Source organism: Cupriavidus oxalaticus, from assembly GCF_038900635.1.
Lineage (GTDB): Bacteria > Pseudomonadota > Gammaproteobacteria > Burkholderiales > Burkholderiaceae > Cupriavidus > Cupriavidus oxalaticus_B.
In genome coordinates this window covers 14027-34716 of the sequence record NZ_JAYMRX010000030.1, presented here as the reverse complement: position 1 = coordinate 34716, position 20690 = coordinate 14027, and the positions used below count along the sequence as shown (strand labels likewise).

Annotated in this window: 16 protein-coding genes; 15 read left to right on the top strand and 1 reads right to left on the bottom strand. The window is 60.7% G+C overall.

The genetic code is table 11. From position 1 onward, the window contains the following. Positions 1–644 precede the first annotated feature (644 nt). Complete coding sequence (locus VSR71_RS30745; RefSeq protein WP_342917339.1) at positions 645–1472, top strand: phytanoyl-CoA dioxygenase family protein; 828 nt, start codon at positions 645–647, stop codon at positions 1470–1472. Positions 1473–1723: 251 nt separating this feature from the next. Here the strand turns inward: VSR71_RS30745 and VSR71_RS30740 are convergent, their stop codons facing one another. Further along, a complete protein-coding gene (locus VSR71_RS30740) occupies positions 1724–3142 on the bottom strand; it encodes a TetR/AcrR family transcriptional regulator (protein ID WP_342917338.1) in 1419 nt (472 codons plus the stop codon). Between the two features lie 416 nt (positions 3143–3558). Here VSR71_RS30740 and VSR71_RS30735 point away from each other — a divergent pair, with 416 nt between their 5' ends. The 14 genes from VSR71_RS30735 (at position 3559) to VSR71_RS30670 (ending at position 20506) form a co-directional block, all read left to right on the top strand. Continuing rightward, complete coding sequence (locus VSR71_RS30735; protein ID WP_342917337.1) at positions 3559–4440, top strand: phytanoyl-CoA dioxygenase family protein; 882 nt, start codon at positions 3559–3561, stop codon at positions 4438–4440. Positions 4441–4476: 36 nt separating this feature from the next. Further along, complete coding sequence (locus tag VSR71_RS30730) at positions 4477–4905, top strand: RidA family protein (RefSeq protein WP_342917336.1); 429 nt, start codon at positions 4477–4479, stop codon at positions 4903–4905. 59 nt (positions 4906–4964) lie between these two features. After that, complete coding sequence (locus VSR71_RS30725; protein WP_342917335.1) at positions 4965–6332, top strand: DUF1329 domain-containing protein; 1368 nt, start codon at positions 4965–4967, stop codon at positions 6330–6332. A gap of 74 nt (positions 6333–6406) precedes the next feature. Further along, the gene (locus VSR71_RS30720) at positions 6407–8239 is read left to right on the top strand and encodes a DUF1302 domain-containing protein (protein WP_342917334.1); all 1833 of its coding nucleotides are present in this window, start codon (positions 6407–6409) and stop codon (positions 8237–8239) included. A 63-nt stretch (positions 8240–8302) separates the two neighbouring features. Then, positions 8303–10663 (top strand): efflux RND transporter permease subunit, encoded by a 2361-nt coding sequence (locus VSR71_RS30715; RefSeq protein ID WP_342917333.1) that lies wholly within the window; start codon positions 8303–8305, stop codon positions 10661–10663. 31 nt (positions 10664–10694) lie between these two features. After that, the gene (locus VSR71_RS30710; RefSeq protein ID WP_342917332.1) at positions 10695–11663 is read left to right on the top strand and encodes a WD40/YVTN/BNR-like repeat-containing protein; all 969 of its coding nucleotides are present in this window, start codon (positions 10695–10697) and stop codon (positions 11661–11663) included. 287 nt (positions 11664–11950) lie between these two features. Continuing rightward, on the top strand, positions 11951–13081 hold the full coding sequence (locus tag VSR71_RS30705) for a saccharopine dehydrogenase family protein (protein ID WP_342917331.1): 1131 nt from the start codon (positions 11951–11953) through the stop codon (positions 13079–13081). A gap of 90 nt (positions 13082–13171) precedes the next feature. After that, the gene (locus VSR71_RS30700) at positions 13172–13450 is read left to right on the top strand and encodes a hypothetical protein (RefSeq protein ID WP_342917330.1); all 279 of its coding nucleotides are present in this window, start codon (positions 13172–13174) and stop codon (positions 13448–13450) included. Position 13451: 1 nt separating this feature from the next. Beyond that, complete coding sequence (locus tag VSR71_RS30695) at positions 13452–15005, top strand: AMP-binding protein (protein ID WP_342917329.1); 1554 nt, start codon at positions 13452–13454, stop codon at positions 15003–15005. Positions 15006–15019: 14 nt separating this feature from the next. Further along, positions 15020–16261: a thiolase family protein gene (locus tag VSR71_RS30690; RefSeq protein WP_342917328.1), complete on the top strand. Its 1242-nt coding sequence runs from the start codon at positions 15020–15022 to the stop codon at positions 16259–16261. Between the two features lie 132 nt (positions 16262–16393). Next, the gene (locus tag VSR71_RS30685) at positions 16394–17773 is read left to right on the top strand and encodes an FAD-binding oxidoreductase (RefSeq protein WP_342917377.1); all 1380 of its coding nucleotides are present in this window, start codon (positions 16394–16396) and stop codon (positions 17771–17773) included. A gap of 243 nt (positions 17774–18016) precedes the next feature. Further along, positions 18017–18550: a TetR/AcrR family transcriptional regulator gene (locus VSR71_RS30680; RefSeq protein ID WP_342917327.1), complete on the top strand. Its 534-nt coding sequence runs from the start codon at positions 18017–18019 to the stop codon at positions 18548–18550. Between the two features lie 83 nt (positions 18551–18633). After that, positions 18634–19665, top strand: coding sequence for a phosphotransferase family protein (locus tag VSR71_RS30675; protein ID WP_342917376.1), 1032 nt, complete (start codon positions 18634–18636; stop codon positions 19663–19665). A 76-nt stretch (positions 19666–19741) separates the two neighbouring features. Next, complete coding sequence (locus VSR71_RS30670) at positions 19742–20506, top strand: SDR family oxidoreductase (RefSeq protein WP_342917326.1); 765 nt, start codon at positions 19742–19744, stop codon at positions 20504–20506. Positions 20507–20690 lie beyond the last annotated feature (184 nt).

Sequence of the window (20690 nt, the reverse complement as noted above, 5' to 3'; positions counted from 1 at the left end):
GGCTCTCCAAGATTTCTTGCCTCGACCAGCCGCTAGTTGTAGGTCGCTACGGTGGTAATAGCATACATCATCCTGTCGCTTCCTATATGCGGCCACTCCTGCCGTGAGGTTGTGGACTGCAGCCTGCTTCGGTTGCAGCCGAGCTCTGCCGTCGACTCGTGGTCGCTACATGTGCCTATGTTCCGGCGCATCTGACTTGCGCCCCCCCCTCCGCCAGTCAGTGTTTTCCCTAGCCTCGTGTTCCTTGATCATAGGTCGCTACGTCGCTACTATTAGGTCAACGAGGCGCTATCAATAGGTCGTACAGGCGTTGTGATGGATGGTGTAGCTCCGAGCAGTAAGCGAGAGCGCCTGTCGGGCAAGTGTCGCACCAACTGGTGTTTTCCCTACCTTTGATCGCCTTGATTGTGGGTCATAACGGCGCTATGTGTAGGTCAATAGGGCGCTTACGTGGCCTGGTGCGATGCCGCATCAACAGAATGTATCTCCCGTAGTGGGATGGATTCGACCCGGCGACCGTGGCAATGGGAAAAAGTAACCTTGAGATTGGCGATCACTCGCGTTGTTGGAGGAAATTGAATCGGTCGACGAGTGTCTTTGATACCGAATTAATTTTCAACTGTTGCTGAAAAAGGAGAGGCTATATGCAAGTAACTGACCAAATGAAACAGGACTTGGCCGTTAATGGGGCCATCGTCATCCGAGGCTTGTTCTCGCCAGAGCAGATGAAGCGTGCGCGTGAGTGTTTCGACTACGCGATCGCCCACCCCGGCGCCGGCAAAATCATCTTCGAAGGAACGAGTGACGCGCACTACAACGAATACGGCAATCCTGCGAACAGAGATATGTACCTGGCATTTGTCCGGGAGGTTGGGCTCCAGGATCTCTTCGCGTCCCTATGGGACTCGGAGCACGTCTGGTTCATTTCCGAAGAACTGTTCATCAAATCAGGTGGGAAGGCAGGACGCTCGCCCTGGCACCAGGACACCTCACTGATACCGGCAAACGGGCCGCACGTGGCCAACATCTGGCTCAGCTTTGAGAGCCTTCCCAAGGAGAATGCGCTCGAATTCGTGCGCGGCTCCCACCTCGGCCCCGAGTATGACGTGCCCGCATATGTCGACCCATCGGACCCTACGGCGCCGGGATGGGGGGGGGACTTCTTCCAGCAACTTCCTGACATCGAGGCGGATCGCAAGAAAGACCCGACGTCGTGGGACGTGATCTCCTGGGATCTAGAGCCTGGCGACGCTCTGGTATTCCACTCTGGCACGCTGCACGGTGGCGCTCCCGTGACGCCTGCCTGCCCGACTCGCCACACAATGGCAATGCGGTTCATCGGCGACAAGCTGTTCTACCGACCGCTGCCCTCCACGATGTGCGGCTATGAGATGGAGTTTGGTGGGGCCAACGATTCGTCGTTGAATCCCGGTGATCCCTACCACCCCAGTCATTACACCCAACTGCGCTGAGCATAGTTGCCGCTACAGCGGCCATCCTCTTACTCTCGGGCGACCGACGGTGAGAGGATAGTGACGTTGAAGTTGGTGAGTATGCGGTCCACGAACGGCGTCCCTCAGAGTCGGCGGCAGAGCGCGTAATGTAACCGTGGGACGGCGGAGGTCAGCAAACCTCTTCCGAGGAAGCACCGCGTTCATGGCTGACCTGGCCTGACGACACACCTACGGATTTAATGTCGATGTGGGCCGCGAATGCGATGGCCCTACCTTGAGCTCTTGGTGACAAAGTTCCCGTGCGCGATGCGAATCGCCACGGCCTTCATCAGGTCGAAAACGCGATCCATATCCGGCGATTGCTTCTTGGAGCCGAACCTCAAAGTCGTTGCGCCCTCCGCTTGTGCCGCGATGAGGGTTGCGCGCGCGTGGCATTCGCGCGCGGTGGCAGACGAGTCCAGTTCGCGTATCAGATCCACATAGTTCGCTCGATAGGCGGAGTAGAGTCTTCTCAGGAGTTCATTTGTAATGTCCGAGTGCTGGGCCAGCGCAAACATTTCGAACGAGAATCGGCAAATGCTCGAATCACAGGCTTCTTCAAAAGCATCGACAACGATCTCACAAAGTCGCTCCAGCGCTGGTTTGCCGCTTGGCTTGCCCATTTCCGCATAGCGGTCCACATAGACCTTCATAAGCGCGCCAATTGTCGAGCGGAGCAGGTCGTCATGGGTCGGGAAATAGTTCTTGAGCGCGGATGGGATGATGCCAAGCTCCTTGGCCACACGCGCTAGTGTAAAGTTCGCATATCCTTCGGTCGCCAATAGGTTAGCGGCACAAGAGATGATCTCGTTGATCTTCACCTCTCGACGCTTCCCTCGGACTGTTGCTCGATAGTAGAGGGTGTCCTGTCCCGTTTGTCGAGTGCTCAACTCGAATAGTTTGTTCTGGACCTGCTTCTCAGAGATGCCGACGTGCGCACTGCTCTTGCCGTGTGCCTCGCGATTGCGCGAACCGTGAAGAGGCGCATCGCTTTCCAGTGTCTGTGGCGGCAAGTCAATGAGCATCTTCACAGATCGCTTTGTCAAGCGCACGAATTCCGCATAGTCCTTTTCCGAGTCTCCACCGTGGGAAGCGAATATCATCATTCCAGCCGTCTGCGCGACAATTACGGACGCGCGCACCAGGCACTCCGTGTCAGTCAAAGCCGGGTGGATTTCCGATAGCAACTTCGCAAGGGTGCTCCGATACTCGGTATAGATATCGTCAACGAGATCCGCAGCGTATGGCTCATGGTGAGAGAAAGCCCAGGCCTCAAATAGGAACTTCGGCAGATCGGTTTCGTTGATGTCGTGAAAAATGCGGTCTACCAGCGCGGTACAGCGCCGCATGGCGCTGATACCCGACTGGCTTGCGATTGCCGTGTAGTCGCAGATTGCCTGACGGGCATATTCCTGCAGCGCCGCGCGTAGCATCTCCTCCTTGGTTCGAAAGTAGTACTGGAGGTTTCCTAATGTGATTCCTGCGCGACTCGCTACACGGCGTGCCGAGAATGCAGCATATCCATCCTCCTGAAACGTTTGTTGGGCCGCAAGAATAATCTGCACAATTCGTTGCGCAACCGGCCCGGCATCGGGTCTTGCCCCTGCAAGATCGTCAAATGTTTCGCGCTTTACCACGTTCTGTTGCACGTCGGCTCTCCAAGATGTCTTGCCTCGACCTGCCGCTAGTTGTAGGTCGCTACGGTGGTAATAGCATACATCATCCTGTCGCTTCCTATATGCGGCCGCTCCTGCAGTGAGGTTGTGGACTGCAGCCTGCTTCGGTTGCAGCCGAGCTCTGCCGTCGACTCGTGGTTGCTACATGTGCCTATGTTCCGGCGCATCTGGCTTGCGACCCCCCCTCCGCCAGTCAGTGTTTTCCCTAGCCTCATGTTCCTTGATCATAGGTCGCTACGTCGCTACTATTAGGTCAACGAGGCGTTATCGATAGGTCATGCAGGCGTTATGATGGATGGTGTAGCTCCGGGCAAGCGAGGGCGCCTGTCGGGCAAGTGAAGTGCTTCGGTTTCGACGTTCTTGAAGCCTAACTATTGAAAGGCCCATATATGAGCATCCGTAAGCTGGCGGCTACATCGTCGCCCCAAGAAGTCTCAGCCGTCCTGCAAGAAGATGGGGTTGTCTGCGTGCAAAACTTCGTGACGCCGGAAACGCTGAGCGGATTGAAGCAGGATCTGCTGCCTCTCCTGGGGCAGGCGGCGGCAGGCGACGATGCGTACTTTCACGGCGACAAGACGCGGCGCCTCTCGCGGCTGTTCGCGCGCACGGATCATGTTGCTGCAATCGCGATGAATCCGCTGTTTCTCGAGGCTTCGCGCAATATCCTGCAAGCGAATCCGCCCACGGTGTGGTGCGGTGACCAGCAGTCGGAAGTTGTGCCCGACATCCAGATCGGCGCAACGCAGGTCATTCAGATCTTGCCCGGGCAGGGCGGGCAACCGCTGCATCGCGACGACTTCGTCTATCTCTGGCGCCACCCGTCCCCGCAACGCGAGACTACCGTGAACGTCATGGTGGCGCTGACTGAGTTCACGCATGAGAACGGCGGAACGCGGGTCATTCCCGGTAGCCACAAGTGGGACGACGAGCGCATGCCGAAAGTCGAGGAGACAGTCTCCGCGGAGATGAATGCCGGCGATGCTCTCCTGTGGCTTGGGTCGACTTACCACGGCGGCGGGGCGAACGTTGCGGATGCTCCCCGTACGGGCATCACGATGCCTTACATCCTGGCGTTCCTACGGCAAGAGGAAAACCATTACCTCTCCATTCCGATCGAGAAGATAAAAGCTTTTCCCGAGGAGTTGCAGCGGCTACTGGGCTGGTCGATGGGACAAACCTACGCCGGCTGGATCGAACGCAATGGTCAGATTGTTTCACCGCTCGAGCTTCTGAAGCTGGAAGAGTTCAAGGAAGTTGGCTTGCTTCCGTGAGTCAGTCCGAAGACGACCAAACGTACTTTATTGATTATGGAATCGACCACTAAACGACAACCAATCATTCCGCCGCCGTTCCAGGTCTGGTACGACGCCTACCACTTCGCGCCCGCGACTCGCGTGGGAGACACGATCTGGGTCTCCGGCCAAGTCGGGGCGACGCCGGATGGAACGGTCGGTGAGGATATTCAGGCGCAGGCCCGGATAGCCTTCGAGTCACTGAAGGCCATTCTCGAGGCGGCGGGCGCGAGTCTGGCCGACGTCGTCGAACTGATGACTTTCCACATCGACCTCCAAGGCGAAATCGAGGGGTTCGCGGCGATCAAGGATGAGTACTTTCCCGAGCGCTTTCCGTCGTGGACGGCGGTCGGGGTAACGCAGTTGGTTTTTCCCGAGTTGCGTGTCGAGGTTCGGGCTGTCGCCGTGGCAGGGTCCGGCGAGAAGACGGTGGTATCGAAGTAACCATAGTTCACCCGAGTGCGGCGTGACCGGTGTGTTGAGGCGAAATCGGAAGGAGAATCATGATGAAGAAGTGCAGAATTGGAACTGCGTCCGCTATTGCGGCCGCTGCATTCCTTGTGATCGGCGCGGCCATCGCCGCGGAAGGTCTCACGCCAGAGGGCGGCGACCGCGCCGCAAGCAAGGACGGCAGCGTGCCGGCCTATACAGGTAAGCAGTCTCCCGAGGCAGGCTGGGAGTGGGGCAAAGTTCGCGGTGATTTCTGGAAACACAAGAACGATAAGCCGCTGTACTCGATCGACGTATCAAACGTCGATAAGTACGCAGAAAAGCTGACGCCGGGTCAGATCGCGCTGGTCAAGCAGAAGAAGGGCTATCGGATGGATGTCTACCCGTCCCATCGCGAGTGCCAGTTGCCAGACGCCATTGCACAGAACTCGACGGCGAATCTTACGGCGGCAAAGCTCGATTCGACCGGCGAGCAGTTGCAGACCGCGAACCTTCCGGGTGTGGCGTTTCCGCAGCCGAAGAGCGGCGCCGAAGCGATGATGAACTACCTTATGCGGTACCGGGGTGAAGGCATTGAATGGCCGTCTGTGGTGACGACTGTCTCCCCCCGTCCAGGTAGCAGCGAATGGATCGATGCAATCAGCACGGCATCTCAATATTTTCCGTCGGGCAAGTTGGGCAAGCGCACGCCTCAGGACGTCGACCAACTCAGCAGTGGCACCTTCTTCAAGATGGAATCGCCGCCGGCACTCGCGGGGCAGGCCTTTGTTCAGCGTCAATTCTTCAACAAGGATCCGGAAACTTTCTACTACTTCCCGGGGCAGAGGCGCGTGCGCCGCATGCCGGCCTACACGCACGATGCGCCGGGGATCGGCTTTGAGAATCAGTACCTGATCGATGAAACCAACATGTTCTTCGGCGCCATCGACCGCTTCAACTGGAAGCTCGTCGGCAAGCAGGAAATGATCGTGCCGTACAACGCCTTCGGCATGTACAAGTTCAATGAGAAATTGCGCGACGTGGTAACGCCTGATGGCATCGCCGCCGCTAACCGGCGCTATGAGATGCACCGCGTGTGGGTAGTGGAGGGCACGCTCAAGCCCACTGCGCGTCATGTTGATTCGAAGAAGGTCTTCTACCTGGATGAAGACAGCTGGCTGGCGCTCGTCGCCAATGACTACGACGCCCAAGGAAAGCTGTGGAGAGTGCGCGAAAGCTACCCGATCCCGGTGTGGGAACTGGGCGGCGCCTGCGATAACGAGCCGTTCGTGCAGTATGACCTGATCAATGGACGCTATGTCACCGATTCATCGACGATTGGCCAGGGTAAGGACATTCGCTGGTACGAGAAGACCAACGATCCGCGCTTCAGGTCGGACTTCTTCACCTCGGAAACCCTGAGGTCAGTGAGCGAGCGCTGAAGGTAGCTACATGGCGGGCCGGCGCGCGTTTGAGGAGGCGCGCGCCGGCGTCGGAACGGGATGGAGGAAGGGCGATGAAAACTACAAAGATGTTTCGGCGGAGCACGATTTCTCTCGCGGTCCTGGGGGCGACGGCATCGAGTGCGTACGCGTACGACTTCACGGCAGGCGCGGACGATGTCATCAAAGGATCTCTGGTCACCAACATTACTGCCGGCGCGGGGATTCGGGTCAAGAGCCCGAGCTGTTCCCTTACGGGTGATCCGAACGCGAATGGATGTGGTGCGGCAGCCAATGTCGATCAATGGGGATTCGGTGACAACGGCAACCTGAACTACCGCAAGGGGCAGGCATTCAGTACTTACCTCAGCGCTACCAGTGAATTGCTGCTGACGATGCCGGGTGAAGGACTCAAGTTCATGGCTCGCGGCACGGGGATGTATGACTTCATGGCCAAGAACACGGAGCGCACGCCGCTGGCGAGCGACGCGAAGGCCCAGATTGTCTACGATGCGCAGTTGCTCGATCTCTGGGGCCAGAAGGATTTCACCATCGGTGATCGGAATGCGCATGTGCGCCTGGGCAACCAGGTAATCAACTGGGGTGAGAGCATCTTCGCGCAGAGCGGCATCAATGCGACAAACTCGCTCGATATCCAGAAGCTGCTGATTCCCGGGGTGCAACTCAAGCAGGCCCTGCGCCCGGCGCCGATGCTTAGCTTCGCTACCGGCCTTCCCGGGGGCTTCAGCACCGAGGCTTACTACCAGTTCCAGTGGAACGGCAACCGCTACCCGCCAGTTGGATCCTACTGGTCGGCCACGAATGGCTTTGGCCGGGGCGCGGAGCCATTCACGATCAGCACAAGGAATTTCAACGTGGGAGGTCCCAGCGCGGGCACGATTGCCGGGCCGGACAGCCACAACGCGAGCACCATCAGCGCCATCAACAATGGCCTTGTCAACGGCGACTTCGCTGGATCCCCATTTTTTGATATCGGTGTCCCCGTCTCGTCGGAATTGCCCGCGAAGTACAGGCCTGAATTCGGTCTGAAACTCAATTACTCGCCGGAATCCTTGCCTGCGAACTTTGCGCTCTATTACATCAACTATATCGATAAGTCGCCGGTGTTGGCGTCATTGCCCAACGGCACATCACAGTTCTCGTATCTCGGCAATCGCCAACTCTTCGGCGCCAGCGCGAACTTTCCTGTTGGCGATTGGGCGATCGGTACCGAGCTGTCGTATCGGCCTCATGACGCCGTGGCGCTATCAGGCTGCTATGGCGCCGGCGGTCCGCTCGATATGAATACCAACGGTGTCCCCGGCATCAATTGCCAGCAGTGGGCCGACAGGAAGAAGCTTCAGTTCGACATCAACGGCATCCTGGCCCTGACGCGCAGCGAGTATCCGTTCCTCAAGCTGCTTGGCGCGGACCAGGCGAATCTGACCTGGGAGGCCACGTGGATCTACTACCCGGGCCTCAGCTCCCACGGCCTTACGCGCACGATCGACGGACAAACCGTGACTCAGGCGACCGCTGCTGGCTACCTGCCATGGTTGAACCAGGGCTCAGGCCTGGGCTATCCGATCGCGATGTCCCAGGGCACGTCCAGTTCGGTGGGCGCAACAGTCGATTTCAACTGGACCTATGACGGCACGCTGATTCCCGGCTGGCAGGTAACGCCCGGCGTGACATTCATGACATCGCTCTATGGCTATACGCCGACCTTCACCGGGAACTACCTCCAGGGCGCGAAGGCAGTGAACTTGTATGTGCTGTTCAATCAGAACCCGACCAAGTGGCAGGCGGGTGTGAACTTCACGGCGTTCTTCGGCGGGCACCAATCGGTGGGACAACCATATGCGGACCGCAACTTCATCGGCGCGTTCGTCACGCGAAACTTCTGACGGGGTAACCCGTGAGGGGCGGCGCACGCGGTGCGCCGCCGGAATACTAAATGGGGTGATGTTGTGCTCAATCGTCTAGTCAGCGGTCTGGAAAGGGTCTTCTTTGGCCACCGCATGATCGTGCTTGCCTTGATCGGGCTGTTTACGGCCGTGATGGCGGTATTCGCCGTGCAACTGCGCATGGACGCCGGCTTCGAGAAGCAGATGCCGATCGGCCATGAATATATCGAGACGTTCCAGAAGTACCGGTCCAACTTGCTCGGCGCGAACCGGATCACGGTGGTGGTGCGTGCCAGGAAGGGCTCCATCTGGACGCCGGAAGGGCTGACGCGGCTGTACAAGGTCACGCAGGCCGTCACGTACCTGCCGAACGTTGACCGCATTGGTGTGCGCTCGCTGTGGACGCCGAATGCCTTCGTCAACGAGATCACCGAAGAAGGGTTTCGCGCCGAGCCGATCATTTCGGGCAACATCACGCCCGATCAACTGACGCCGGAGGTCGTTGCGAATATTCGTCGCGCGACCACGCTCGGTGGTTACGTCGGCACGCTCGTCTCGCACAACGAAGACAGCGCGATGATCACCGCCGAGTTGAACGAACGAGATAGCACGGGCAAGGTGCTCGACTACGTCGCGTTCAACCATACGCTCGAAGAGAAGATCCGCAAGCCGTTTGAAGACGCCGGCTACGAGGTGCAGATCATCGGCTTCGCCAAGCAGATTGGCGACATTGCCGATGGCGCCACGGCCGTGCTGGGCTTTTGCGCGATCGCACTGCTGCTCACCGCACTCGCGGTCTACTGGTACTGCCATTCAGTGCGCTTCACGGTGCTGCTGATCGTGTGCTCGCTGTCGTCGCTGGTGTGGCAGTTCGGCACCTTGAGGTTGCTGGGCTTTGGGCTCGACCCGCTGGCGGTGCTGGTGCCGTTCCTCGTATTTGCGATTGGCGTGTCGCACGGCGTGCAGCAGGTCAACTTCATCGTGCGTGAAATCGCACGCGGCATTAGCTCATACGACGCTGCACGCCACAGCTTCAGCGGCCTGCTGATCCCGGGCGTGCTGGCACTCGTCACCGCGTTCGTATCGTTCATCACACTGCTGCTGATCCCGATTCCGATGGTGCGCGAGTTGGCGATCACGGCATCACTGGGCGTGGCCTACAAGATCGTCACGAACCTGATCCTGCTGCCCGTTGCGGCATCGTGCTTCAACTTCACCCAGGCCTACGCTGAAAGCGCACTCAAGCGCGCTGCCTGGCGCTCGGCGCTCCTGCGCCCGCTGTCGCGGGTGGCGCAGCCGAAGTACGCAGGCGTCACGCTTCTGATCACGTTGATTGTGTTTGGTGTCTCCGTCTGGCAGAGCCGCGACCGCGTGATCGGCACGCTGCAGCCGGGCGCGCCGGAGTTGCGTGAGGAAGCCCGTTTCAACCGGGATGCGACGTCGATCGCGGGCAACTACGACATGGGTCTCGACTGGCTCTCGGTGGCGATCGAATCGAGCGGCAAGGCGTGCGACAACCCTGCGGTTGGGCTGTATGAGAACGAGTTCACCGCCGCCATGCGCACCGAGCCTGGCGTGGTGTCTGCACAGTCGTATTCGGCGATGCTGCGCACGTACAACGCGGGCTACAACGAAGACTATCCCAAGATGAACGTCGTACCAATCGACCCCGACAACTATGGCGCGGTGTCGGTCGATGTGGCCCGCCTGAAGGGCTTCATGACGGCCGATTGCAGCATGACGGCGGTCCACCTGTACCTGACCGACCACAAGGCGACGACGATCAATCGGATCCTTGACGACATCAAACAGTACCGCACAACCCATCCGTTCCCGGGTATCAAGATCCGTCTCGCGGCGGGCAATGCGGGCGTGCTCGCCGCCACCAATGACGAGGTGGAGAAGAGCGAACTGCCGATGATGTTGTACGTGTACGCCGCCATCGTGATTCTGGTGTTCCTGGCCTACCGCGACTGGCGCTCGATGCTGGCGTGCTGTGTGCCGCTGTCGGTGGCGACGTTCATCGGCTACTGGTTCATGAAAGAACTCACGATCGGTCTGACCGTGGCGACCCTGCCGGTCATGGTGCTGGCGGTCGGTATCGGCGTGGACTATGCGCTGTACATCTACAACCGGCTGCAGCGGCACCTGGCCGAAGGCGATCCGATCGAGCGGGCCATGGAGCGTGCGCTGGAGTTTGAGTGCGTGGCCACGATCTTTACGGCCATCACGCTGGCGATCGGCGTGGCGACGTGGAGCTTCTCGGCGCTCAAGTTCCAGGCCGACATGGGCAAGCTGCTGGCGTTCATGTTCCTCGTCAACCTGGTGATGGCCATGACGGCACTGCCCGCGCTGGCCTCGGTGCTGGAGCGCTGGTTTCCGCGTCGCACGCCGGCGCGCGCGCCGGGCCTGCTTAGCCACTGATGCGCGAGAGCACAAATACAGAGACTCAGCCATGATCAAGACGCTTGCTACCTGCATCGCACTGTGTACGGCCACCGCGGCCTTCGCACAAGCGCCATTCAAAGGGACCGTCACCACCTGGGCCGCAAAGCCCGCGCACACGTGGTCTGCTGCCACCCACATGATGCTGCTGGACGCCACGCGCGCCGGTAGACGCATCGTTGCCGTGGGCGAGCACGGCATCGTTCTGCTCTCCGACGACGAAGGCAAGACCTATCGGCAGGCCCGTAGCGTGCCGGTCTCCGCCACGCTGTCCGCCGTCACCTTTGTCGATGACAAGCACGGCTGGGTGGTGGGTCAGTGGGGCGTGATTCTCGCCACCCGCGATGGCGGCGAAACCTGGGAGAAGCAGCGGATGGACACGGCGGCCGATCAGCCGCTGTTCTCGGTGCGCTTCACCAACGACCACGATGGCATTGCCGTCGGCCTGTGGTCATTGATGCTCCAGACCCATGACGGCGGCAAGACGTGGACCAAAACGACGCTGCCGAAACCCCCGGATGGCGGCAAGGCCGACCGCAACCTGTACCACGTGTTCGCGGATCAGAAGGGCGCGCTCTACATCTCCGCAGAGCAGGGGATCGTGCTCAAGTCGAACGACGGCGGCGCGAACTGGAGCTATCAGGCAACAGGCGGAAAAGGCTCGCTGTGGTCTGGCGTAGCGATGCCCGATGGGCGGATTGTCGTCGGCGGCCTGCTCGGCAGCCTGTTCCAGAGCGCGGACGGGGGCGCAACCTGGTCTGCATTGAAGGCGGAAACCAAGAGCTCAATCACCAGTCTCGTGGCAACGGCAAAGGGGCTCGTTGCTGTCGGGCTTGATGGGTTGGTGCTGAAGCAGCGTGAAGACGGCGCGCCGCTGGAGGTTGCGCAGCGTGGGGACCGGGCGGCACTAACCGCCGCTGTGATCGATGCAAGCGGCAAGCCGATTCTGTTTTCGAATGACGGTGTCCTGAAGCCGTGAACAGGTTCGCCATGCGCTGGACGTCGCGATTTAGTGGACCGGCGCGGTTTGTATGTTCTACAAAATAGATGGTTTGAAACTTCCGCAACCTGGTTGCCCACTTTTGAAAGGATGACTCAGATGAAACTTGCAGCGTTGGTCTTCTGTGCGACACCACAGAGATAGGAACTTCACGTTCACGTGGCACACCAGGCTGGCTTTCGGTTGCTTGCCACCCGAAACAGCCCCCGCATCGAATCACGATTGATCGACTTAACTTTCTACAAATCAAATATCAGGAGATAACCATGGCAAAGCACCCCGTCGTAGTCTATGGCGCAAGCGGCTATACCGGCATGTTGATTATGGACTGGCTTATTGACCAGAACATTCCTTTCACGGCCGTCGCGCGCAACGCAGGCCGTGCAAAGGAGATGATGGCGCAGCGCGTCGTGCGCCTCGAATCGGCGGACTACGAGATCATCGAAGCGGAACACGATGTCGACGCCCTCGTCGCCGCCTTCCGTGGGGCCAAGGTGGTGTGCAACACCGTCGGACCGTTTTACAACTTCGGCCTCGTGGCCGTCGAAGCCGCGCTCAAGGCGGGATGCCACTATCTCGACACCACCGGCGAACAGCACTTCATCCGCCAGGTGCGCGAGCAGTTCGGCGAACTGTATCGGCAGGCCGGGCTGCTGGTGTCCCCGTCAAACGCGTACATGTACTCGTTCGTCGAAATTGCCGCCGAGCTGGCACTCGAGACGCCCGGCGTCGATGCGCTGGAGACCGCCACTCTGGCACGCGGCCCGCGTACATCAGCAGGGGTCAGCGTTGGCTCGGCGGCGACAATCTTCGAAGGCTATCGGCAGGAAGCCTGCTACCTGTGGGAAAAGAAGCTCGAGCGTCATGCCCCGAACGCGTCGTTCAATGTTGCCGCTTCCGAGTTCCTGCAGCCGGTGTTCTGCCTGCCGTGGGGTGGAACGTCGCTGCCGATCTACTTTCAGCATGATCCGCGCGTGCGCAGCTGTGTTTCGGCCGTCGGCTTCTACGACAACAACGTGATGAAGACGGTGCATGCGTTTGGGCAGAAATGGGACGCCGAGTACAAGGATCTACCTCGTGAGCAGCAGGACGCGATCCTGAAGCAGCTCGTCGATTCGACCACGCCGACGATGCCGCCGCGGGAACGAACGACAATTCAGCGCAGCGTTGATTTCGCCATCGGGCGTGGCCAGCTGGCTTCGGTGCGCGCGACCGTTCACGGGATCACGCCGTATATCTCGACTGGGGCTATTCAGGCTGCCGGTGTCATCAAGCTCATCGAAGGAGAGACCGCAAAGGTTGGCTTTGCATCCGGCTCCAAAGCTTTCGGGCACCGCTACCTGCTCGGGTTCCTGGAGCAGCGCGGGCTCGCACGCGCAACGGTGACGCAGCTGTAACTGCCATGCCTCCGGCCTGCTCCTCAGGCCGGGACACGACATAGGCAGGACCACGTTCCAGACGCTGTCCGGAGCAGCATTGAAAATCAGTTGAACAAGGAGTTCGCCATGCGACTCAAGCACATTGTTATTGCCGCGGCGGTAGCCGCAGGCGCCCTGGCAGCGGACGGCGGATGGGCGCAGACCACCCGCATTGAAGTGTTCGGCCCGGTCCCGCAGGACTCGCGCTTTGACACGGACACGGAAGGCGCTCGCGGCAGCCGTTTCAACCCGTACACGGACGGCCTGCACGGCAGCCATTTCGACCCGTACGTGGACGGTTTGCACAGCGATCGCGCCGAGCCGGCACAGATTCACAGGAATACGTGATATGGCGATCATTGATTTCTACGACCGCGGGTGGCGCATCAACCCTGACGGCGTCGCCTATATCCAGGGCGAGCGCAGCTTTTCGTTCCAGGAGATTGGCGAGCTTTCCTGCCGCATCGCCAATGGGCTGCTTGCTGCCGGGTTCGAGAAGGAAGCGAAGGCAGCGGTGTGGTCGGACAACGACGTGATCGGGTGGGGCTGTGTGCTTGGCATGTGGCGCGCCGGGATGGCGTACATCCCGGTCAACGGACGCAACGCTCCCACGGAGAATCGGTACGTTCTCGACGCTTTCGACTGTGAAGCGCTGTTTTTCTCGCAGGCGTACGCATCGGTGATCGAAGCACTGCGGCCCAGCCTGCCGAAAGTCAAGCTCTGGGTGTGCATTGATGCCGAGCTGCCGTGGGCGCCGTCGCTCGCAACATGGAGCGCGGGCCAACCGTCGACCATGCCGCGCGTCCATTACGACATGGACGACATCGTGACGTTGTCGGCAACTGGCGGGACGACGGGCGCGCCGAAGGGCGTGATGAACACGCACCGTGCGTTTCAGACCTACTTCGCGCAGTTCATGATCGCGTTCCCCTATGGAACGGAGCGCCCGGTGAATCTTGCCGCGGCGCCGATGACGCATACCGCAGGGATGCTGTCGCTGCCGTGCACGGCACGCGGCGGCACGGTGGTGGTGCTGACGAAGCCCGATCCGGCGCTGCTGCTCGACGCGATCGCAAAGCACCGGGTCACCGAGTTTTTCCTGCCGCCGACCGTCATCTACCATCTGCTCGATGTTCCCGGTATCGAGCTGCAGGATTTCTCGTCACTGAGGTATTTCCTCTATGGCGCCGCGCCGATGTCGGTGGAGAAGCTCAAGCGGGCGATCGAGGTGTTCGGTCCCGTCATGGCTGGCGCCTACGGCCAGACCGAAGCCGCGGCATCGATTGCCTATCTGACGCCGGCCGAGCATTTTTCCGATGGGAAGATCGCGTCCGATGAACGGCTGTCCTCGGTTGGCCGCCCGAATCCGCTCATCTGCGTCGAGATCCTGAACGATCAGGGCGACGTGCTGCCGCAAGGCGAGAGCGGTGAAATCTGCGTGCGCGGTGATCTCATCATGAAGGGCTACTACAAGGCCCCCGACAAGACCGACGAGACGATCATCAACGGCTGGCTGCACACCGGCGATATCGGCCACCTCGACGCCGAAGGCTGCCTGCACATCACCGACCGGAAGAAGGACATGATCATCAGCGGCGGGTTCAACGTGTATCCGAGCGAGGTCGAGCAGGTGATCTGGTCGCACCCGGCAGTTCAGGACTGCGCGGTGATCGGCGTGCCCGACGACAAGTGGGGCGAGGCGGTGAAGGCGGTCGTGGAACTCAACGTGGGCCAGGCGGTGAGCGCCGAGGAGCTTGTCGCGCTGTGCAAGGAGAAGCTCGGTTCGGTCAAGGCGCCGAAGAGCGTGGACTTCGTCGCCGCACTGCCACGAAGCACGGTCGGCAAGGTGTTGAAGAAGGACTTGCGCCAGCAGTACTGGCAAGGCCAGCAACGCAATATCTGAGGCAAGCGACAACCATGATCAACATCTACATTGCAGGCATTGCCATGACCGTATTCGGTCGGCACTTCGAGCGCAGCCTCGACGACCTGGCCGGCGAGGCGCTGCGCGGCGCGTTGCAGGATGCCGGCTGCAGCGCCGATGCAATCGGCACGGCCTTCTATGCCGGCATCACCAACGGGCAGTTGCAGGGGCAATTGTCGATCCCGGGCCAGGTTGTGTTCAGCAAGATCGGGCTTGAGGGCATTCCGGTGTTCAACGTCGAGAATGCCTGCGCGTCGGGCAGCACCGCGGTGCACCTGGCGGTGCAAAGCCTTAAGGCCGGCGCGTGCGACGTGGCATTGGCCATCGGGGCGGAGAAGATGAACGTTCCCGACAAGGCGAAGTCGTTCGCGCTGTTCGAGGGCGGGTGGGATGTGTCCCGCGTCGAGGAGAACTTCGCCAACCTAATGAAACTGGGTGAAGGCGTTGAGCCGCCTCCAGGATCGGAGTCCAGCAAGCCCTACAGCCGCTTCATGTCGATCTATGCGGCATGGTGCCGACATCACATGAAGACCTACGGCACGACGCAGCGCCAGATTGCCGCCGTCTCGTCGAAGAACCACGGACATTCGGTGCACAACCCGTATTCGCAGTTCCGCCAACCGTTCACGATCGACGAGGTGCTCGCGGCACCGCCGATCACCTATCCGATCACGCTGCCAATGTGCGCGCCGATCACGGACGGTGCGGCCGCCGCCATCCTCTGCACCGAAGAGGGGCTGCGGCGCATCGGCGCTGACCGCAGCCGCTGCATCCGGGTGGCGGCAAGCGTGATCCGCAGCTTTACGCACCGACGCTTCGACGAGCCGGAAAAGAACATCAGCCGCCTTGCTTCGCTTCAGGCCTACGAGCAGGCAGGGTTGAGTCCCGAGGACATGGACGTCGCCGAGGTGCACGATGCATCCGCGATGGGGGAGATCATCCAGGCCGAAGGCCTCGGGTTGGTGCCGCTCGGCCAGGGTGGCCCCGCTGCCGAGCGCGGCGATTTCACACTCGGCGGGCGCATCCCCATCAATACGTCCGGCGGCCTGGAATCTAAGGGGCATCCGCTGGGGGCGACGGGCATCGGCCAGCTCTACGAACTGGTCACGCAATTGCGAGGGGAGGCCGGCGCACGGCAAGTGCCGGGCGCACGCCATGCGATTCAGGAAAACGGCGGCGGATTGCAAGGCATCGAAGAGGCGGCACTTGCGGTTCATATCCTGAGCAAAGATTAACTGACGGAGTCTAAGATGATCAAGGATTCCGATACAAAGCAGGACGGGCAGGCCGGCCATTCCAGAATGACCCGGCGCACTTTCGTGAAAGGAGTGGCGACCGCAGCGGTCGTCGTGCCGGCAGTGGCAGCGATGCAAAGCGCGCGCACGGAATCGATGGAGGACGCCAAAGAGATGGCCGACCTGGAAAAGTATCGAGCGCTTGGCGGATGGGTGGAAAAGCCGGATGACCTGCAGCCCGCGCTCGAGGGCGACGTCAGCGCGGATGTGGTGATCGTTGGCGCTGGTTTCGCCGGCCTTTCCGCTGCGCTGGAACTGGCCAAGCGCGGGGCGAAAGTGATCGTTCTTGAGCGTGAGTTTGCCGGTTTTGGTGCGAGCGGGCGCAATGCGGGCTATCTGGCCGGCGCCCTGGGGCTCGAATACGACCTGTTCCTCAAGGACATCGGCAACGAGAAGGCGAAGCAGATCGTCCGCTACTACGAAGACGCTGTCACCTTCGTCGAAGGAAAGCTCAAGGAACACGGGATCGACTGCGATTACAACCAGTCCGGGTTGATCCGCGCGGGCATTCATCCGTCGCAGGAGGAAAAAGTGCGCGAGGGCATGCGGATCGGCGCAGAGCTGGGCCTCCAATCGGATTTTCTGGACGAGGCCCAGATGCGCGCGCGGGGGATTCCTACCGCTTTTCTATTCGGCAACTATGTGCCGCGCGGCGGAACGCTCAATCCCGGCAAGTACGTGATGGGATTGCGGCGCGCGGCGCTTCGGGCGGGAGTGAAGATCTATGAGAACACGCCGTTGCTCTCTTACACCGAAGGGGCGGTCATCCAGGTGAAAACGCCACGCGGCAGCGCGAGTGCTCCTGTGTTGATGCTCGCCACCAACGCCTATACCCCGCAGCTCGGTCTGCTCGCGGACAAGGTGGTGCCGTTGCGGATTTCGGCAATCGAGACGGAACCCCTGTCCGAAGCGCAGTTGGCGGCGCTGGGCTGGCCGCGGCGCGAAGGCATCGTGACGGCGCATTGGACCATGGAAAGCCACCGCCTGACGGCGCACAACACGCTCGTGCTGACAACCAAGCGGATCCACTATCCATACGGCTCGAAGACACCGAATGTGCCCGACTACGATCAGTACCGGGAGCTGAGGGTGGCCTTGCACGACCGCTTCCCGACATTGAAAGGCATCGCCTTGCGAGCATGCTGGAGCGGCTATATCAGCTTCGCTAATGATGCGCTGCCGGTCGTCGGCACCACCGGGGCGAACCAGAACGTTTACTACGCCGCCGGGTGCTCCGGACATGGCGTCGCCGCCCAGTCCATGGTGGGGCACATGATTGCCGAGCGGATTCGCGGTACTGAGCCCCCGCTGCTTGCGGCGTTAAGTCACGAGACGCCTGCGACATTGTCTGAGCCGTTCCGGTGGTGCGTCGTCAACGGAGCACTGGCGGGAGCGAACGTTCTGGATGACCTGGTGAATCGTAAGGTGCGCGACGCTGCCGGACCGGCATAGCGGCAAACGCTTTGACTGCCCTTGACGATGCTGTTCACTATCGTCCGGAAAAATGCTATCACGATCGCTTCAGTGCGGCCGCGGTCTCCAAATGACGACTCGAGCGACGAAAGTGTCTACTGAGAAATGCAGCAGCGGGGATCGGCGCACATCGAGTGTGGCATTCACGCGAACACCCCCGACGGCTTGCGAGCCCAGGGCGTGCGCACACGCAATGCCATTGTTCGCGTTGCGAGGAAACTCTTGCTCGAAACCGGCCCCGTGGATTTCTCGCTGCGCGCCGGGATCAGCGTGAGCAACCTCCAGTACTACTTCCCGACCAGGCCGGCAGTACTGCGGGCGGTCATGGAACCCGAGATCAACGCGTATCTGGATGATCTGAAGCGCGCGCTTGACAGCAGCGTGTCACCGCGCGAAGTGTTTGAGGTGATCCTGAAGCAAACGCTTCACGACGCGAAAGACATCAAGTACGTGTCGCTGTGGCGGCACTTCCTTTCATTCGCATCGACGGATCCTGAGTGCGCCAAGCTGTTTGACGAGTGGTACGAGACGCTGACGCACGAACTCGCACGCGTGATCCGCGGCATGAATCCGAAGTACAACGTCGCCAATAGCATGGACGTCGCCACGCTGGTCATTTCGATGGCCGAAGGGTTGGCGCTTCAGCTCGGGGCAGGGCGCATGAAACGCACTGACATGCGCGGGTTCGAACAGAAATACATTGTGACAGCCAAGTGCATCGTGAAGGGGGAGGTGCCTTGCGTCAGCGATGAATAGGCCGGCGCCGGGCGTCCAGCATGCTGAATATCAGTCACAGGGACGCCACGCACGGACAAGTGAAATTGAAAAAAAATGGAACGATGACGAACATATCCCAGCAACTCTATGTCGCCAGTCTGGCGCACTATCTGGAAGCCCATGTGCCCGGTTTCGAAGGGCCTGTCGATGCGGAAAAATTTGCCGGCGGCCAGTCGAATCCGACCTTCCTGCTGCAGGCGCGCAGCGGCCGCTACGTGCTCAGACGGCAGCCCCCGGGTGAGCTGCTGAAGTCCGCGCACGCGGTGGATCGCGAATTCCGGATCCTGACCGCGCTGTCAGGGACCGGGGTGCCGGTCGCGCGCCCGTATCACCTGTGCGTGGACCGCGACGTGATCGGCAGCATGTTCTATGTGATGAGCTTCGAGGACGGGCGGATCTTCTGGCATCCCGCCCTGCCGGAGTTGCCGCGGCCGGATCGCGCCGCCTGCTACGACGCGGTTTTGCGAACAATGGCCGCGCTCCATGACATCGACGTCGAAGCGGTCGGACTTGCTGACTTCGGCCGGCCTGGCAATTACTTCGAGCGCCAGATCGGCGTCTGGACGAAGCAGTACCGCGCGGCAGAGACCGAGCGGCTCGACGCGATGGAAACGCTGATCGACTGGCTGCCGAATGCGTGCCCCGAAGACGCTGGTCCGTCGACGCTCGTGCATGGCGACTTCCGGATCGATAACGTGATGTTCGAGCGCGATAGCTACCGCGTGAAGGCTGTCCTTGACTGGGAACTGTCGACGCTGGGCAATCCGCTCGCTGATCTCGCCTACTTCTGCATGTGCCTGCGGTTGCCGTCGGATGGCCACGTCCCGGGGCTCGCGGGTCAGGATCGCGTCGCGCTCGGCGTGCCGCAAGAAACGCAGATCGTCGCGCGCTATTGCGAGCTGCGCGGCATCGAACCGATCCGCGACTGGCATTTCTATCTCGCGTTCAGCTTTTTCAGGCTCGCGGCGATCGCGCAGGGCGTGAAGGCTCGCGCGCTGAAGGGCAATGCGTCCAGCACGGCGGCCCTGCGAGTCGGTGAAATGGCGGGTACTCTGGCCGAAGAGGCCGTGCGCGTGATCGAAGCGCGCGGCTGACATGCAGCCGCTCGCGAGCCGCGCGAGCGGTATCGACGCAATTCATCGAATCCCGAATCAATTGAAGGAACAATATATGGCAACGAATCTGTTCGACCTGACCGGAAAGATCGCGCTCGTGACCGGCGCGAGCCGCGGCATTGGCCAGGAAATTGCGAAGCTGCTCGCTGAGCAGGGCGCGTACGTGATCGTGTCGAGCCGCAAGCTCGACGACTGCCAGGCGGTCGCCGACGAGATCGTCGAGGCCGGCGGCCAGGCTGAGGCGGTGACATGCCACGTCGGCCGGATGGAGGACGTCGCCGCGACGTTCGAGCAAATTCGCGGAAAGCACGGCCGTCTCGACATCCTCGTTAACAACGCGGCGGCGAATCCGTATTTCGGCCACATCCTCGACACTGACCTTGGCGCCTACGAGAAGACGGTCGAAGTGAACGTGCGTGGCTACTTCTTCATGTCGGTCGAAGCCGGCAGGATGATGAAGGCGCAAGGCGGCGGCGCCATCGTCAATACCGCGTCGGTGAACGCGCTGCAGCCGGGCGACAAGCAGGGCATCTATTCGATCACGAAGGCCGCGGTCGTCAACATGACGAAGGCGTTCGCGAAGGAATGCGGGCCGCTCGGCATCAGGGTGAACGCGCTGCTTCCCGGGCTCACAAAGACCAAATTTGCGGGTGCCCTGTTCGAGGACCCGGCGATCTACGAGCGATGGCTCGCCGAGATCCCGTTGCGTCGTCACGCGCAGCCGCGCGAAATGGCCGGTACGGTGCTCTATCTTGTGTCGGACGCCTCGAGCTATACGAATGGCGAGTGCATTGTCGTCGACGGTGGCCTGACAATCTGATGCGTCGGTGAAGATCGACTGTTGCGCAGCGAGCCAGTGATGATCAGAGGCGCAGTGAGCTGCCGGCATGTTGCCCGGGCAGACTCGATCAGACAGGGCCAGTGCGCCTCGAAGGCAGACGGGACACGATTCACGCCGCGAGGAACAATTGAGCCGTTAAACCAACATCGCTGAAGTTCCGCTG

Excerpts from the sequence above, each read along its gene's own strand:
- VSR71_RS30745 (WP_342917339.1), top strand. The coding sequence starts at position 645 with ATGCAAGTAACTGACCAAATGAAACAGGACTTGGCCGTTAATGGGGCC.
- VSR71_RS30735 (WP_342917337.1), top strand. The coding sequence starts at position 3,559 with ATGAGCATCCGTAAGCTGGCGGCTACATCGTCGCCCCAAGAAGTCTCA.
- VSR71_RS30730 (WP_342917336.1), top strand. The coding sequence starts at position 4,477 with ATGGAATCGACCACTAAACGACAACCAATCATTCCGCCGCCGTTCCAG.
- VSR71_RS30725 (WP_342917335.1), top strand. The coding sequence starts at position 4,965 with ATGATGAAGAAGTGCAGAATTGGAACTGCGTCCGCTATTGCGGCCGCT.
- VSR71_RS30720 (WP_342917334.1), top strand. The coding sequence starts at position 6,407 with ATGAAAACTACAAAGATGTTTCGGCGGAGCACGATTTCTCTCGCGGTC.
- VSR71_RS30710 (WP_342917332.1), top strand. The coding sequence starts at position 10,695 with ATGATCAAGACGCTTGCTACCTGCATCGCACTGTGTACGGCCACCGCG.
- VSR71_RS30705 (WP_342917331.1), top strand. The coding sequence starts at position 11,951 with ATGGCAAAGCACCCCGTCGTAGTCTATGGCGCAAGCGGCTATACCGGC.
- VSR71_RS30695 (WP_342917329.1), top strand. The coding sequence starts at position 13,452 with ATGGCGATCATTGATTTCTACGACCGCGGGTGGCGCATCAACCCTGAC.
- VSR71_RS30690 (WP_342917328.1), top strand. The coding sequence starts at position 15,020 with ATGATCAACATCTACATTGCAGGCATTGCCATGACCGTATTCGGTCGG.
- VSR71_RS30685 (WP_342917377.1), top strand. The coding sequence starts at position 16,394 with ATGCAAAGCGCGCGCACGGAATCGATGGAGGACGCCAAAGAGATGGCC.
- VSR71_RS30675 (WP_342917376.1), top strand. The coding sequence starts at position 18,634 with ATGACGAACATATCCCAGCAACTCTATGTCGCCAGTCTGGCGCACTAT.
- VSR71_RS30670 (WP_342917326.1), top strand. The coding sequence starts at position 19,742 with ATGGCAACGAATCTGTTCGACCTGACCGGAAAGATCGCGCTCGTGACC.